Consider the following 14,114-nt stretch of genomic DNA (forward strand, 5'->3'; position numbering starts at 1 on the left):
AGCGGCACAAGCTGGGTCACTTGACCGGCCGGAGCGAACGGCTTCTCGTTACCTTTGCGGAGTTGCAATCTCCGACCGCATTTCTCTGGCCTCGTGTTCGGGCGTCTCGTCGTCCGACCGTACTGAGCCGAACGGCCTCTCCAGCATGCGACGGACGCGTATCGGCGCCGGGCCAATGTGGAAGTGAACTGCCCGCTGCTCCAGCGCACGTTCCGACTGGGTGGAGCGGTTCCGCCATCGCAAGTAATCGAACCACGTCGGGCAATGATAGCGCTCGGTCCACAATTCCGGATCAGCAACGTCGCGCGCGATCGACCAGCCATAGGCACCATTGCGCTGGCGAAACAATTGCACGTCCTGCATGATATTGTGAAACGACCGAGCATTCTCCGGTGCAACGCGATATTCGATTTCGACGACGAGCGGCCCGCTGCGTCCGGTCAAAGCAAGTCGCACCTCGGGATCGGCCAGCAGCTCAGCCTCCTTCTCACCTCTCGCGCCGACGCGGGGCATGGGGAGCCAACGGCCAATGAGGGTGAGGCGAGCATCAGGGCGGCCGCCACTAAGAGCGCGGTTTGGACTCCGGCCGCGTCGGTCAGATAACCCGAACCCCAGCTGCCGAAGGCAACCCCGCCTGAGCCTGCCGCCTGATATGCGGCAAGTGAGCGCCCGGCCACCCAACGGGGCGACGACAGCTGCACGCCAATGTTGAATATCGTCCAGGCCATCATCCACACGGCGCCCGCGAGGACAAGTGCTACCGCAGTCAGTACCGGCTCGTGGCTAAGCGCGACGGCGGCCATCGCCATGGCCATGCACAGCGCACAGGTGCGGATGGCGGCCTCGCCGCTCATCTTTTTGCGCAGTTCGGTGATGTTCAGTGCGCCAACCACCGCACCCACGCCAAAGGCGCCGAGCATGATGCCGTAGGTTTGGGCGTCGCCGCGCAAGAGATCTCGCGCCACCAGTGGCATCAGCGCAGTGATTGCGCCGCCAACGACGCCGGTTACCAGAGTACGGGTTAGCACAATCTTGATCGACGGCGAATTGCTGATATAGCGCACGCCGGAAACCATTGCGCGGCTCAATCGTTCTGGCGGCAGACGCGAGGGCACACTGTTGCGCTTCCAAAGAAACAACGCGACCATCAGAGGCAAATAGAGCAAAGTGTTGAGAGCGAATGCGGCCACGGCACCCACGGTCGCTACCACGGCACCGCCGATCGCTGGACCGACGCTCCGCGCGATATTGTAGTTGACGCCGTTCAGCGCGACAGCGGCAGGCAGCTGCGCTTCCAACGGAACTTGTTCGCTAACCGACGATTGCCAAGCCGGTCCCATCAACGCCATACCGCTGCCGACAACGAAGCACAGCATGAGCAAGATGTCGGTGTGATCAGGCCAAGCCAAGCGACCACCGTGAGGCCGATCGCGCCGGCGAGGGCTATGCCGAGCGAGACCAGCGCTACGATGCGCCGGTCATACATATCGGCGATCGCGCCGGCTGGCACCGAAATCAGCATCACCGGCAGCAGCAACGCGGTCTGCACCAACGCGACTTTATCAGCTGAAGATGTCATCTGCGTCATTACCCAGGCTGCACCAACCCCTTGAATCAAGATACCGATATTGGAGAGGAGGCTTGCCAGCCAGATGCGCAGGAACGTTGCGTGCCGCAGTGGCGCCGTGATGGTGTCGTGCCCATGCGTCTCGACTTTGGCTGAATCGGTCATATCCGGCGATGCTGATTTAGCATGATTTGACTCTGATGCGGATCACAAGTTCCCGCGCAGCGCGGCTCGCGATCACGTTAGATTGCGGTCGCTTCCAGGTGCATACTTTGTACGAAATGGACAAACTTGCTCCACAAGCGCGGTATGGTTCGCGCCGTGTTAAAAAAAAGAAGGTTTCGGTTACAGGATTCATCGATATCTCACGCCGTCGAGCGGTGACTGGCGCACATCATTGTCATCTGTCGATTATTTCGTGTCAGTGTCCTGCGCTGGTCTATCCGGTCGCGGGCCGCGGACGGGGGAACGCGAGATCGTGTAACAGATCGGAGCCGATTTTTCGAGTGTGGGTCAGCATTGTTGCGGCGCAGAGATCTGGGCTGTTTCGGGCGGAATATGCATACGAAAGATGCAATACAGACTCGCCGCTTGACCCAGCATACCGTCATCTGGAAAAGCACACGACGGCCTATCCTGGGCGACTCTTTGACACGACCGTGAAGCAACTTGAGGTGATCGGAGATTATCTATCCTTATCGCATGGCGCCGGCTATCGATGCCGAAACGTGCGGTCGATGTCTCTTGTCCGGTTCACTACGATGAGGGCGCGACGGCGGCCTTTGAGGGCTATCGTGTGTAGCATTATCTGACGCTGGTTCCACGAAAGGTGGTGTGCAGTCCGCCCCGAGCGTTGATCTCGGCGAGGTAACGGCACCGACTGCATGAGTTGAAAGTGCGCACCGGTCGTATTATCGCGAACTAAGCGGGACAAGGCCTGCATTGCCCTCTGGAGCGTGCCTGCGGTGCAGAAGCGTGGATTGTTCGTAGCGCTGTTCAAGGACCACCTACCGGATGACGGAGTCATCTGCGAGTCTGCGGTTTGTTTGAACCGTTAGGCTTAGAATGGACACAGTGCATACTTCTATCACGGAGCCAGTGCGGCGGCTTGAGGTCTTCACCGGAGCCGGTCAGTCGACGGAAGTGGAGCGACCAGGACAAGGCGCGGATTGTTGCTGAGATCGTTGCGAGCGGCGACTCGGTCTGTTCGGTAGCCCGACAGCATGGATTGTCTCCGCAGCAGTTGTTTGGCTGGCGACGTCAGTTGCGTGGAGCAGCGGGCGGTCTTTCTGAAACCGAAGAAGTAAAGTTTGTGCCGGCGGTGGTGGATGCCGTGGTGCCGGCGTCCGCTCTCCGCCGTGAGCGCAAAGCGGTACGCTGCAAGGCAAAGGCGGATTCCGGGATCATCGAGATCGAAGTTGACGGCATTACGATCCGGGCCGGTCGTGGTTCGGATCCGACGATGATTGCGTCGATCGTCCAGGCGCTGAAGGCGAAGCTGAGGCGAAACGGCTCGCAGCCCTCCACAAGCGAAACACATAGAGATCAGCTAACGTCTCGGAACCGTGTGTTCGGAACAGCGCTTACGATTGTTCCAGTAGCCACGCTCAAGCACGTTGACAGCGGGGGTACGCCGACCACTATCCAAATTGCTGATAGCGCAGTAAAGCCGAGGGCACAGGAGAGTCCGTTCTACCTGAAACGTTCTGCTCCTGCAGCTTGGCAGGCTCATGACTCCGCAACTTGGGCCACCTTCAACTCAGGCAGAATTGTCCCCCAGTGCCGTCACAGGCCCGCCTGCCATAGTGCGGCTCTCACGTGAGGCGTGCTATTTCTTCTTGCGACGTGGATGCGCCGGCTTGCGACCTTTAGGCAAGGTCTTGGGAGGCGTCGCACCTTCGGGCGGCTGAACAAAGAATTCAGACACATGAACACCTAGCGTTCCGGCGATACGGTCCAGAAGATCAATTGTCGGGTTCTCCTTTTGCTTCTCAATACGGCCCATATAGGAGCGGTCAATCCCGGTATCGTAAGCCAGTTGGTCTGTCGGAATACCGCGATCTACGCGGATCCGGCGCACATTCCAGGCCACAAGCGCACGAGATTTCATGCGCTAAAGCAGCCATTCTGATGACAATCAAAACACTGCCTATATCCATCCTATTACGATGGGCAGCCGACTCTTCTCCTAGCCGAAGCTGGCGGAGGCCATCTGCTATGCGCTCAATCACCGGGAAGGGCGGACGCTATTGCTCCGCGACTTTCGTGTCGAGGTCGACAGCAATACGGTCGATCCATTCCCCCGATTGCGATGGGAAAATGCGACTCGGTGTTCAGCGGCGGCGAAGGCGGGGGGCCCGAAGCTGGGCGGTACTCGCGTCAAACACGGTAAATCCTCGAGCCCGACTTAAAGAGCTACTTGGCCGGCGTGGTTGAACATATCGTTTCGGGGCGAGCCAAGAGCCATCAGCCGCATAAGTTGCTTGCCTGGAATTGGGAGGCGGCCCGCGAGCGCATTGCCACAGGTTGCGATCTAAGGTGCGTCGCCATGAGCCTTGGTTATCGATGGCGGCCGCCGCGATACCGCTTGAAGAGCTCGTGCAATCGCGGCAGGCCCGCGTCAATCGGCATCCTGCGAGACCGGAGACTTATGCGGAGCGCTTACGCCGATATCTTCCGTCGAGGCCTTGCGCCGATATTGGATGCCGATCCGTTACGCACGCGCACCTGATCACCGCGGACGGTAAGGCTAATCCGGTTGAAGAGGGGAGGCGGACTGACCAAAAAATGGTCGACGCTATTGTTCGGCGACGCTCAAAACTTCAGTGGCAGATTCCCCTAGATCGAGTCGAGCTGACCCAGCTGTGGCAGACACGGCGTGCCGAGAAGCCGAGGACTCGGAAAGCACTCTGCATGAATGGTCCATTTCGGTAGCTTGGAAAGCCTCTACAATTATCGTGACGTTCGACTCAAGGAGAACTGTCGCCCAGTGCCGCTATGAGGTTCGGGTGCCATAAAGTGGCTACCATGCGAGGGTGCTATTTCTTCTTGGGACGCGGATATGCCGGCTTGCGACCTTTGGGCAAGGTCTTGGGCGTCGTCGCACCTTTGGGCGGGCGAACAAAAAACTCGGATACGGGAACATCCAGCGTTTTGGCGATACGGTCGAGAAGATCAATAGTCGGGTTCTCCGATTGCCGCTCAAGACCGCCCATATAGGAGCGGTCAATCCCGGCATCGTAAGCGAGCTGCTCTTGCGGAATACCGCGGCTTACGCGGATCCGCCGCACATTCCAGGCCACGAGCGCACGAGCTTTCATGCGCCAAAGCAGCCACTCGGCTGGCCATCAAACCACTGGCTATAGACGTACTATTGCGGTACGTTCGCGGCTTCTTAGGCGCGCGCAAAATGGATGGCCGACCATGGTTACTGCGGGTCGCTTCGGGGCCGCGCAACCAGATAGCAAAATCCGTCACGTGGAGTTCGCAATTGAGAACAGAGTTCCTTCCACCTAGGTGGATCGCGCAGCCAAAATATCGACTGGCGAGCAGACATGTGTTTGCCCGCCAGACTGCACGCAGCGATCCCGCCTGGCAAGCGAGGATCGAAGCTAACGCATGCAGGCCGCCAAGTCTGCTGATCGCGCTCCGGGCGATATGGGCTCTGATCAAATGTACTCTGCAAGTCGCAGCAAACGAAATGAAGGTGAACGACGGGGGTCGCAGCGCTCGCGGCCGGCCATTGATTGAATTCGGCAAAAGCATTCCTGCAGGCCGCGACAATCGATCACCTACGAAGATGCTTGGAATACCGCTACCTTCGTCTAGACGTGGCTTTTCAATTCGTAGGAGTTTCAGGCGGTGCCGCCCGATCCCGAGGTCGCAGATTTAGCGCCGGACGTGCCCCAGCTCACGCCGTACGACGAGCAACACGCCGTCACCTACTTGCGTCTCCTCGATGCGGAAGCCGACGGCGCCGATTGGCGCGACGTTGCGCGCATTGTGCTTTGTATTGACCCCGTCCTTGAGCCGGATCGCGCTCGCCGTGCTTTCGAGAGTCATCTGGCTCGCGCCAAGTGGGCGGCGCGTCACGGCTATCGTCATCTCCTGCGTCGCGGTTGGCCGAACAGTGAGCAATGAATGCCTTTGGAACGGACGAAGCTTCTTGTTGACGTCCAATCGAAAAAGGAGACCGTTCCATCGAGTAAGTGCGTCAACGGCGAATAACTGCATTAGCGCAACCAGAAATCGTCACATTTAGCGGGCTGCAATTCCCTTGCGTGTGCGTCAAGAACATACGGGGAAGCAGTACGATGTTGGTTGCCGATTGGAGATCACAGGAAGCATATCCTGACGTCAAGAAAGCAGAAACTGTCGACATAGCCTGGGAGTGGCTCCGCAGGGATCACGGGTACCAAAGAGACTATAAGGCTCTGGTCAGCGGCGAACGGTCCAGCGCTAAGGCGGAGCAGTTCCGTCGGGAGTGGGGGCTTTCGTTTCGCAGCTGACCCTCAAAAGACGTTCGACGAGCAAACCATCTTCTGGGCGCCTGAGGCGCTGTCCACCGTGCTCCCCGTCCGCGCGGCTATCTCCTCGGCGGCGTCTAAACGGTGCGACTTGGATTTTTCCAAACTCGCTAGCAGTGAGCTTCGTCATGCGCCAGATGGATGGCATGCCATCGTGCCGCTCGGAGGAGTGAAGCATCGCCTGTGGCTAAGAGAGCTTCTGCCGAGCGGCTCATTGATTGCCGTCGACCTGCCGCTCGACCGCAATTTCGACGTTCGTTTGAGCGCGGCACATCGATTTTGGTTAGCGCTCGAACAGCGTCCCCCCGGACCGGCCCCTCTTGCTCTATCGATCCCGACCCAGCATCGGCTCATTCTCGCTATGCGAGCAGTGGATGGGTGGCTGGAAGGAAACAGCTATCGCAAAATTGCGCAAGGTCTGTTTGGCGCGCATCGCATTCCCGATCGAGGCTGGAAAACTCACGATCTGCGCAGCCGGACCATTCGCCTGGTCCAGATGGGGTTGCGCCTCATGCGAGGCCGATATCGTGACTTGCTCCGTCGCAAATACAAAGGCAAGGACGACACGTCTTGAGCTCTTTGGCCGATCGGCTAGCTGCACACTGGTCCTTCCGCAAACGACGCTTCGCGACTTAGCGAGCGATGGCATGATTGTGCGCGGCATCCTCTGGGCATACTTCGGCCCGGTCTTCGCGACGGCGAGGAAGCGTTTCATCAAATGTGAAAGGTACAGACTGGCCTGCAGCATTCGTCTCGCCACTCGGGCGGACGAGCGTCCTGCCACGTTGAGTTATTGGATCTGATCCAATCCATCGATCGGATTCTTGATATCGCAGGATACGCGTTAGGCGGCTTCCGGAATTGCGGCCTTTTTACAGAGCCGAGCGACCCATCGGCAAAAGGCACGAGCGATTTCGGGATTGTCACTGCGGTCCACCGCATAGGCTCGATACTGCATGCCGCTTGCAGTACGCGATCCTGGTATCACATGCAGCGCGCCCTCCCGCACGAGATCGCTGACAATGATTTCTGGTGCCACAAGCAGGCATTTTCCCGTTATCGCGGCCGGCAAAGCCAGGTAATTGTGATCGTATCGCGCCCCCGACTTGATGCCATTTACGGTCAGGTTGATCGCCCTCAGCCATGTGGGCAGTATGTCGGGCCGCGATGTGATGGCATTGAACGAGCAATTGAGAGCGTTTTTCCCGCTACGTGATTTGGCGAGCCGACGCATACGAGCGTCTCGTTGTAGATTTCCCAATCGTCGGCCGGTTCAACGACGGAAAGATCGCGAGTGATAAGGATGTCGAAATTGTCGGAGGAGGTCGGCGGAGACAATGAACTGATCACGTCCACGATAACGCCCACCCATCTCAGCAGAGAACGCCTGGAGATTCGGAATCAGAAAACAGTAAGCGAAGGTTGAGAGTGACGTCCGGACCACAATCCGATTGGTGTCCGCTCGGTTCCGCCTTCGCATTCTCTTGGCGGTGAAGCACACTGTATCAAGTGATTCGGCAACGGTGTTCGCGAAAAGCCTTCCGAATTCCGTCAATTCGCTCCCCCGACCTCGCCGTTCCACGAGGTCTGTACCGAAGTAGTCCTGTAACACCGCCAGGTAGCGGCTCACCGAGCTCTGTGTCGTTCCCAATGTGCTAGCTGCACGCGTTACGCTTCCTTCTCGCGCAATGGTCACAAACACCCGGATTGCATTGAGGGGCACTTCATCGTGTTCGGCAGCCATCTTCTGTTCCGGTAGTTCTGGAATGTCCGCGAGTTGCCACGGCCAGGCCATTGGCAAGTATAAATGCTTGATCACATTATTCGATATGTATAGCTGGATTACTGCTTATCAGGGATATCTCGCGCATAAATCGGCTTCATTGGTACGCTTCGTACGATCGGGCTCGACTTCAATTGATTGTCGGCGGCTCTCTTCAGAGGCACATCTTTAAGCGCTCCGTGGCGCGGTCAGCGCGATCACCGTTCGCGTATCCGACAGCTTGCGACTTCTGGAGACAAAGCCGCTTACCCAAGTTTTCCCGACAGCGTCAGGATGGTGCCCGAGCGGAGCTCGGGGCTGAATATCGTCTCAAGATATTCGAAAGCTTCCGAGGGTACTAAACGCAGCACTCAGCGAAGGAAGCGAGCTTCAGCCGCCTTAACCTCGTGCATCCTCTGAAGCCTGAAAATCTCCTCCACCGGCAGAATGTCCTTGTGGACGTTCTGGACGCCGCCGTCAGCGATGATCCGGCGGAAGGTCTCGTGCATGGCGGTGGCGGCAGCGCGAATGCCGTAATTGCCATAGATCATCATCCGGATGTTGCCGAGCGCCTTGACTCGCTCGGCATCGAGGGCCGGGTAGGCGTTCGGCACGATCACCAGCGGCACCGATCCGGTCCAGGCGCGCGAAAAGCTTTCGATCTCGCAAGGGTCCTTCTTTTCGAGTGGATCAGGATCATATCCGCGCCGGACTCCACATAGGCTTTCGCCCGACGCAGGGCTTCCGCTTCGCCGAGGACCTGAGATCAAGGATTCGGTGCGGGCGATGACGAGAAAATCCGGATTCCGTTTTGTCGTGATGGCAGCCTCGATCTTCCCCTGGAACTCCTCAATGCGCAGCAGCTCCTGACGCCCATCGGCTACAAGGCTCGTTACCTTCGGAAAGGTCTTGTCTTCAATGACAACGGCGCTGGCGCCGGCCCGCTCGTATTCGCCAATGGCATGGACGACATTGATCGCATTGCCATAGCCCGTATCGATGTCGGCGACGATCGGCAGCCTCGTGCGTCCGGCGACCGCCCGCAGCATGTCGAGATGCTGGGTCATCGAGATCAGGCTCATGTCCGGCAGGCCGTACAGCGCTGACAGTTCGAAGCCGGAGGCCCATAGGCCATCAAATCCGGCTTCTTCTGCGAGGATCGCAGAAAGTGGGCTATGGGCGGCCATGATGTGAACGAGACCAGCCTCGGCCATGCAGGCGCGGAGACGTTTGGCAGGGGACATCGCAAGGTCTTTCAGGACAGGGCCGCACAGGCGGCGATGATGCGGTCGCAGGCGCGGGTGAGGTCGTCAAGCGACGAGGAATAGGAAATACGGACATAAGGCGATGCCATGAAGCCGCTGCCGGGAACGACGGCCACGGCGAAAGCATCGAGCAGATACATGGCGAAATCGGTGTCGGTTTCGATCACCTTGCCATCCTGCGTGCGCTTGCCGATGACGCCGGCGCAGGAGGGGAACACGTAGAAAGCCCCCTCCGGCACCCGGCACGAAAGTCCATCGGCCTGGTTCAGCTTACCGACGACAAGGTCGCGGCGCTCGAGAAAGGCATTGGCGAATTCCTCGATATGGGTCCGCCCGCCCGACAGTGCCTCGATGGCGGCATATTGCGAAATCGAGCTGGTATGTGACGACGTCTGGCCCTGGACGAGGTTCATGGCCTTGATCAGGGCTAGAGGCCCCGCGCCATAGCCGACGCGCCAGCCGGTCATCGCGTCGGCCTTGGACACGCCGTTGACCGTCAGCGTGCGCGCGTAGAGGTCCGGCGCGACCGCGGCCATGGTCGCGAAGGCCGCGTCATAGGTGAGCTTCTCATAGATGTCGTCGGACAGCACATGGACATGGGGATGGCGGCGAAGCACCGTGGCGAGCGCACGCAAGTCGCCATGGCTGTAGACCGCACCGGTCGGATTGCACGGCGAGTTCAGCATCAGCCATTTGGTGCGCTGCGTGATCGCTGCTTGCAACGCCTCGGGACGCAGCTTGAAACCATGGAACTCCTCGCAAGGGACCAGAACCGGCCTGCCGCCGGCGAGCGCCACCATGTCGAGGTAGGAGACCCAGCACGGCGTCGGAATCACCACTTCGTCGCCCGGATCGAGACTGGCGAAGAGCGCGTTGAAGACGACCTGCTTGGCGCCACAGCCCATCGTGATCTGATCGACACCGTAATCGAGCCCGTGGTCGCGGCTAAAGACTTTGCGGATCGCTTCGCGCAGCGGCTTGATCCCGGCGACAGCCGTGTACTTCGTCCGTCCATAGAGGATCGCCCGGATGCCGGCATCGCAGATCGCGGACGGCGTTTTGAAATCCGGTTCACCCTGACTGAGCGTGATCACGTCGACGCCTTGATCGCGGAGCTCGGCGGCACGAGTTGTCATGGCTTTGGTTTCAGAGGGGCGGACGACGTTGAGCCGATCAGCGACAAGAGACAAGATAAAGTACCTGCGACGTTGGAAATGAATTTTTGGGGAATGCCTACTCGCTCTTAGGCGAGCTAACCAATCCAGCTATCGTATTTATTGGATGCAATGATCTAAGATTGCGATGATTTGGCTTCATAGAGCATCCGCCGAGCTGCGGCGGGCCATCGCCCCGGCAGTCCCGCGTCCAGATCTCGATCCTGTGTCTTATTGAGAATCCAGGATTCGCGACCAATTGTGATCGATGGCCACTCAATCCCGAATCGAGGTTCGTCCCGAGACAGCGTTTTGGACGGAGTTCAAAGCAGTAAGATATCCGGCCTCGGACATCGGAGGCAGCTGGGTTTCGGTTCGCATTTTGTCGACGGCAGGGCTGAGCGAAAGCCTCAGCGATCCTATCTCACAGAGTAAGTTACGAGGGCGCACCTGCGAGACCCTCGTCAACCTTCAAGTCTCCGGGAGTTCTCGATCATGGCGCTCTTTTACGGTTCACCCCTGTCATTGGCTGCTTCGAAGGGAAGGCGGTTCTCGGCTTTGTCAATGAAAGGCGCAGGTCCATCCATATCCCAAGCGGATCGATCTCGCGTGCCACCTAACGCGTGGAGGCCAGCCAGAGCAGAAGCTCCGCGACACCGTCGAACGCTTCCCTGAGCTGGCCAGTTGGCCTTCAAAGTCGCGCTGTGATCTCCCGTTTGCAGCGCACGTCGGCGGGTTTCTGCTCCTGAAATGACGCGCTGATCGGCACTTCCGAAAGCCGGCTCGCCCTCATGTCCCAACGGCTTGACGTGACAGGTCCTACCAGGTTTGGGAGGAGATCGCGGGGCTCAGGTCAGTTAAAGGCTACTCGAGGCTGAATCCATTGGAATGGGCTTCCCTACGGTCAGGAGGGGGGCGTATGCCAGAGGTAACCACGTTGCCAACGGAAGGACGTTATCAAATCTTGCTGGACGGGACTTTGCTGGCTCTGTCCGCTGTAACCACAACCATCCCTTTTGTTTGGCGGCCATGCTACAGCTGTTGCGATCTCGATCTCGATGACGAAGGTCGCTACGTCGGCCCCATAGGGGAAGAATCCTTCGGCTATGCACTCACTGTTGCGTCGACCTTTTTGGGATTCGTCTATCATTGCCCATGTCAGCGGGCGGCTGGCAGTATCGCAGTGCTGCGCATGCCGAACGTCGCGCTCACGATGGCGCTTATCTTGGCGCTGGTCCGGATGGTCGCAGTCGTTGCCTTCCTCAGCCATCTTCTGCAACGAGGGCGCCGCGTCGCCGCACGACTGCCACTGATAGTGTGGCGGCACAGTTGCTCACTGCATCTGTCGTCGATGGCTGTCCTCGAGCGGCTACTTCAGATCAAAGATCTGCGCAGCTATACCGCTGCGACTCCCCTGCCTGGTGGCACGAAACTGGCGCGCTCGCAATCCTCTTACGACTATCTGGCCGTAGCCCGAGCTCAAGCTCGTGCGGCCGGTCTTGACGTCGCTACCCCCGTGGTCGACCTCCCTGGCCGCCCGCCGGGCCCATTGTATGTGCGCGGGAGACGGGGGTTTGCTCAACCATCGCTGAACGAAAGCTACCGCGGCAGTGACGCGGTCGCGGTGGAAACGCCCGGACTCAAGAACTGCGCCGATCTGGCCAAGACGCGGGCCCTCATCGAGCCGGACGACGAGCGGCATCGTGACCAAGCCAGTGTCATGGCCTCCTCGGCAGGCGACGTCGCCGCCGCTGCGTTCGAAGCGTCCGTCAATGACAGGGCGCTTCCGAATACCAGGCAGTTTTTGTTCAAGCCCGTACACAGCGCTGCGCTTGAGCAATCACTCCGTGAATCCATGGAACAACGGCCGGCTAGCCGGAAGTGCAGCAGTGAAAGCTGTGATTCTGGCGGGTGGCCTTGGAACCGGTATCTCCGAGGAAACCGACCGGCGGCCCAAGCCCATGATCGAGATCGGCGGCAAGCCGATTCTGTGGCACATCCTCAAAATCTACTCGCACCATGGCATCAACGATTTCGTGATCTGCTGTGGCTATAAGGGCTATCTGATCAAGGAATATGTCGCCAATTACTTCCTGCACGTGTCGGATGTCACCTTCGACATGACAAGGAACCGCATGGAGGTTCACCAGCACCATGCCGAACCTTGGAAGGTGACGCTGGTCGATACCGGCGAGACGACCATGACTGGTGGTCGGCTCAAGCGAGTTGCCAATTACCTGACCGATGACGACGCCTTCTGTTTGACCTATGGCGATGGTGTGGGAGACATAGACATAACCGCATTGATCGCCTTCCATCGTCGCCAGGGTACACTCGCCACTCTAACCGCCACCTATCTGCCCGGCCGTTTCGGCGCCCTCGAAATTCGCGCTGGTGACCGTGTCGCCATTTTCAAGGAGAAACCCTGGGGCGATGGGGGGATGATCAATGGTGGCTTCTTTGTGCTTTCGCCAAAAGTAATTGACCTGCTGGTGGATGACTCCACTGTTTGGGAGCGCGAGCCGCTCGCGACTTTGGCTGAGCAGCAGCAGCTCTCGGCCTACCAGCACCACGGCTTCTGGCAACCCATGGATACTCTGCGCGACAGGACGTTCCTCGAAGCGCTCTGGATCGACGGCAAGGCTCCATGGAAGGTGTGGGAGGAATGAGCGCGTTCTGGGCGGGCAAGCGCGTCTTTCTCACCGGGCACACGGGCTTCAAGGGCTCGTGGCTCGCGCTTTGGCTGCAACATCTCGGCGCACGGGTGACCGGCTACGCGCTCTCGGCGCCGCCCGCGACGCCCAGCCTCTTTGAGATCGCCCGTGTTGGGGCTGGCATGGAGTCGATTCTTGGTGACGTGACCAACTACGATCACTTGGTTAGAACACTTCGTAGCGCTTCGCCCGATATAGTTATCCACATGGCCGCACAGCCATTGGCGCGCTATTCATATGCTCATCCAGAAGAGACCTATCGCGTCAATGTCATGAGAACGGTGCACTTGATGCAGGCCGTTCGCCAGGTGAACTCGGTCCGCACGGTGCTCAACATCACCTCCGACAAGTGCTACGAGAATCGTGAATGGGTCTGGGGCTATCGTGAAGATGATCGGCTCGGTGGACATGATCCCTATGGCAGCAGCAAAGCCTGTGCCGAACTTGTGTGCTCGGCCTTCCGTGACTCTTTTTTTCAGCGGGGTAGCCATGCGGGCGACGTGGTAGCGCTGGCCACGGCCCGTGCCGGCAATGTGATCGGCGGTGGTGATTGGGCCCAGGATCGCTTGATCCCCGATATCCTGCGCGCCATTCCAGCGGGAAAGGCAATGGAAATCCGCTCGCCGACCGCGATTCGTCCGTGGCAACATGTGCTTGAGCCCCTTTCGGGATATCTTGCGCTAGCTGAGCGCCTTTTCACTGATGGTTCGGCCTTTTCTGATGCCTGGAATTTCGGGCCAGCCGAGCCGACGCCCGCTCGGTGGCTTGGATTGCCGATCGTCTGACCGGCATGTGGTCGCCAGAGGCCCACTGGACGGTCGCCGATGCGCCACAACCGCCCGAGGCCCACTATCTGCGGCTCGATTGCGCAAAAGCAGCCCAGAAGCTGGGTTGGTATGCGCGCTGGGATTTATTTACCGCGCTGACGCGTACCGTATCCTGGCACAAGGCTTGGCTGGCTGGCGACGATATGGCAGCGCACACGCTTGCAGACATTGTCGATTTCACTGGCACGCAGATAGCAACTGCCTTGCGCCTCCCTGGCTGAAGCATTTCGTGCCGTTGGCGCTCACCGTCGGCACCTACTTCGCTCTAGGTCGCCCGGACTGGGCATGACTTCGGATCG

The 14,114-nt window shown here is 59.1% G+C and carries 12 protein-coding genes and 2 pseudogenes; 7 read left to right on the forward strand and 7 right to left on the reverse strand.

What is annotated here, in order from left to right:
- Positions 1-48: 48 nt before the first annotated feature.
- Positions 49-1,732 (reverse strand): annotated as a pseudogene (locus E2I15_RS38405) (MFS transporter).
- Between the two features lie 943 nt (positions 1,733-2,675).
- On the opposite strand from E2I15_RS38405, the gene tnpA reads away from it, so the two are divergent.
- Positions 2,676-3,389 (forward strand): IS66-like element accessory protein TnpA, encoded by a 714-nt coding sequence (tnpA, locus tag E2I15_RS38410; protein WP_246668382.1) that lies wholly within the window; start codon positions 2,676-2,678, stop codon positions 3,387-3,389.
- A 6-nt stretch (positions 3,390-3,395) separates the two neighbouring features.
- Here tnpA and E2I15_RS38415 read toward each other — a convergent pair whose 3' ends face one another.
- On the reverse strand, positions 3,396-3,677 hold the full coding sequence (locus E2I15_RS38415; RefSeq protein WP_137483043.1) for a helix-turn-helix domain-containing protein: 282 nt from the start codon (positions 3,675-3,677) through the stop codon (positions 3,396-3,398).
- Between the two features lie 928 nt (positions 3,678-4,605).
- Complete coding sequence (locus tag E2I15_RS38420; RefSeq protein WP_137483042.1) at positions 4,606-4,887, reverse strand: helix-turn-helix domain-containing protein; 282 nt, start codon at positions 4,885-4,887, stop codon at positions 4,606-4,608.
- Between the two features lie 541 nt (positions 4,888-5,428).
- Between E2I15_RS38420 and E2I15_RS38425 the strand changes: the two genes are divergently transcribed.
- The 3 genes from E2I15_RS38425 to E2I15_RS38430 all read left to right on the forward strand — a co-directional run bounded on the left by E2I15_RS38425 (position 5,429) and on the right by E2I15_RS38430 (position 6,667).
- Entirely contained in the window at positions 5,429-5,707 is a 279-nt protein-coding gene (locus tag E2I15_RS38425; RefSeq protein WP_137483041.1) for a DNA -binding domain-containing protein, read from the forward strand.
- Positions 5,708-5,880: 173 nt separating this feature from the next.
- Positions 5,881-6,075: a transcriptional regulator domain-containing protein gene (locus E2I15_RS39950; RefSeq protein ID WP_422109888.1), complete on the forward strand. Its 195-nt coding sequence runs from the start codon at positions 5,881-5,883 to the stop codon at positions 6,073-6,075.
- A 109-nt stretch (positions 6,076-6,184) separates the two neighbouring features.
- Entirely contained in the window at positions 6,185-6,667 is a 483-nt protein-coding gene (locus tag E2I15_RS38430; RefSeq protein ID WP_246668381.1) for a DUF2285 domain-containing protein, read from the forward strand.
- Positions 6,668-6,937: 270 nt separating this feature from the next.
- Here E2I15_RS38430 and E2I15_RS38435 read toward each other — a convergent pair.
- The 4 genes and pseudogenes from E2I15_RS38435 to E2I15_RS38450 all read right to left on the reverse strand — a co-directional run bounded on the left by E2I15_RS38435 (position 6,938) and on the right by E2I15_RS38450 (position 11,553).
- Positions 6,938-7,837 (reverse strand): annotated as a pseudogene (locus tag E2I15_RS38435) (LysR family transcriptional regulator).
- A 389-nt stretch (positions 7,838-8,226) separates the two neighbouring features.
- The gene (locus E2I15_RS38440; protein ID WP_246668380.1) at positions 8,227-9,099 is read right to left on the reverse strand and encodes an isocitrate lyase/phosphoenolpyruvate mutase family protein; all 873 of its coding nucleotides are present in this window, start codon (positions 9,097-9,099) and stop codon (positions 8,227-8,229) included.
- 11 nt (positions 9,100-9,110) lie between these two features.
- Positions 9,111-10,256 (reverse strand): pyridoxal phosphate-dependent aminotransferase, encoded by a 1,146-nt coding sequence (locus E2I15_RS38445; protein ID WP_137483039.1) that lies wholly within the window; start codon positions 10,254-10,256, stop codon positions 9,111-9,113.
- 922 nt (positions 10,257-11,178) lie between these two features.
- A complete protein-coding gene (locus tag E2I15_RS38450; protein WP_155262802.1) occupies positions 11,179-11,553 on the reverse strand; it encodes a hypothetical protein in 375 nt (124 codons plus the stop codon).
- A gap of 610 nt (positions 11,554-12,163) precedes the next feature.
- Between E2I15_RS38450 and rfbF the strand changes: the two genes are divergently transcribed.
- Genes rfbF through E2I15_RS39480 form a run of 3 tightly spaced genes read left to right on the forward strand, consistent with a single transcriptional unit; the run spans position 12,164 to position 14,036 of the window.
- Complete coding sequence (rfbF, locus tag E2I15_RS38455; protein ID WP_137483038.1) at positions 12,164-12,943, forward strand: glucose-1-phosphate cytidylyltransferase; 780 nt, start codon at positions 12,164-12,166, stop codon at positions 12,941-12,943.
- Positions 12,940-13,773, forward strand: a complete 834-nt coding sequence (gene rfbG, locus E2I15_RS38460; RefSeq protein ID WP_246668379.1) for a CDP-glucose 4,6-dehydratase — start codon at positions 12,940-12,942, stop codon at positions 13,771-13,773. Before rfbF ends, rfbG begins: the two co-directional genes overlap by 4 nt.
- A complete protein-coding gene (locus E2I15_RS39480) occupies positions 13,749-14,036 on the forward strand; it encodes a CDP-glucose 4,6-dehydratase (protein WP_246668378.1) in 288 nt (95 codons plus the stop codon). Before rfbG ends, E2I15_RS39480 begins: the two co-directional genes overlap by 25 nt.
- Positions 14,037-14,114: the final 78 nt, after the last annotated feature.

The organism is Bradyrhizobium sp. BR2003 (genome assembly GCF_009720285.1).
Classification (GTDB): Bacteria; Pseudomonadota; Alphaproteobacteria; order Rhizobiales; family Xanthobacteraceae; genus Bradyrhizobium; species Bradyrhizobium elkanii.

Excerpts from the sequence above, each read along its gene's own strand:
- E2I15_RS38415 (WP_137483043.1), bottom strand. The coding sequence starts at position 3,677 with ATGAAATCTCGTGCGCTTGTGGCCTGGAATGTGCGCCGGATCCGCGTA.
- E2I15_RS39950 (WP_422109888.1), top strand. The coding sequence starts at position 5,881 with ATGTTGGTTGCCGATTGGAGATCACAGGAAGCATATCCTGACGTCAAG.
- rfbG (WP_246668379.1), top strand. The coding sequence starts at position 12,940 with ATGAGCGCGTTCTGGGCGGGCAAGCGCGTCTTTCTCACCGGGCACACG.
- E2I15_RS38420 (WP_137483042.1), bottom strand. The coding sequence starts at position 4,887 with ATGAAAGCTCGTGCGCTCGTGGCCTGGAATGTGCGGCGGATCCGCGTA.
- E2I15_RS38445 (WP_137483039.1), bottom strand. The coding sequence starts at position 10,256 with ATGACAACTCGTGCCGCCGAGCTCCGCGATCAAGGCGTCGACGTGATC.
- E2I15_RS38440 (WP_246668380.1), bottom strand. The coding sequence starts at position 9,099 with ATGTCCCCTGCCAAACGTCTCCGCGCCTGCATGGCCGAGGCTGGTCTC.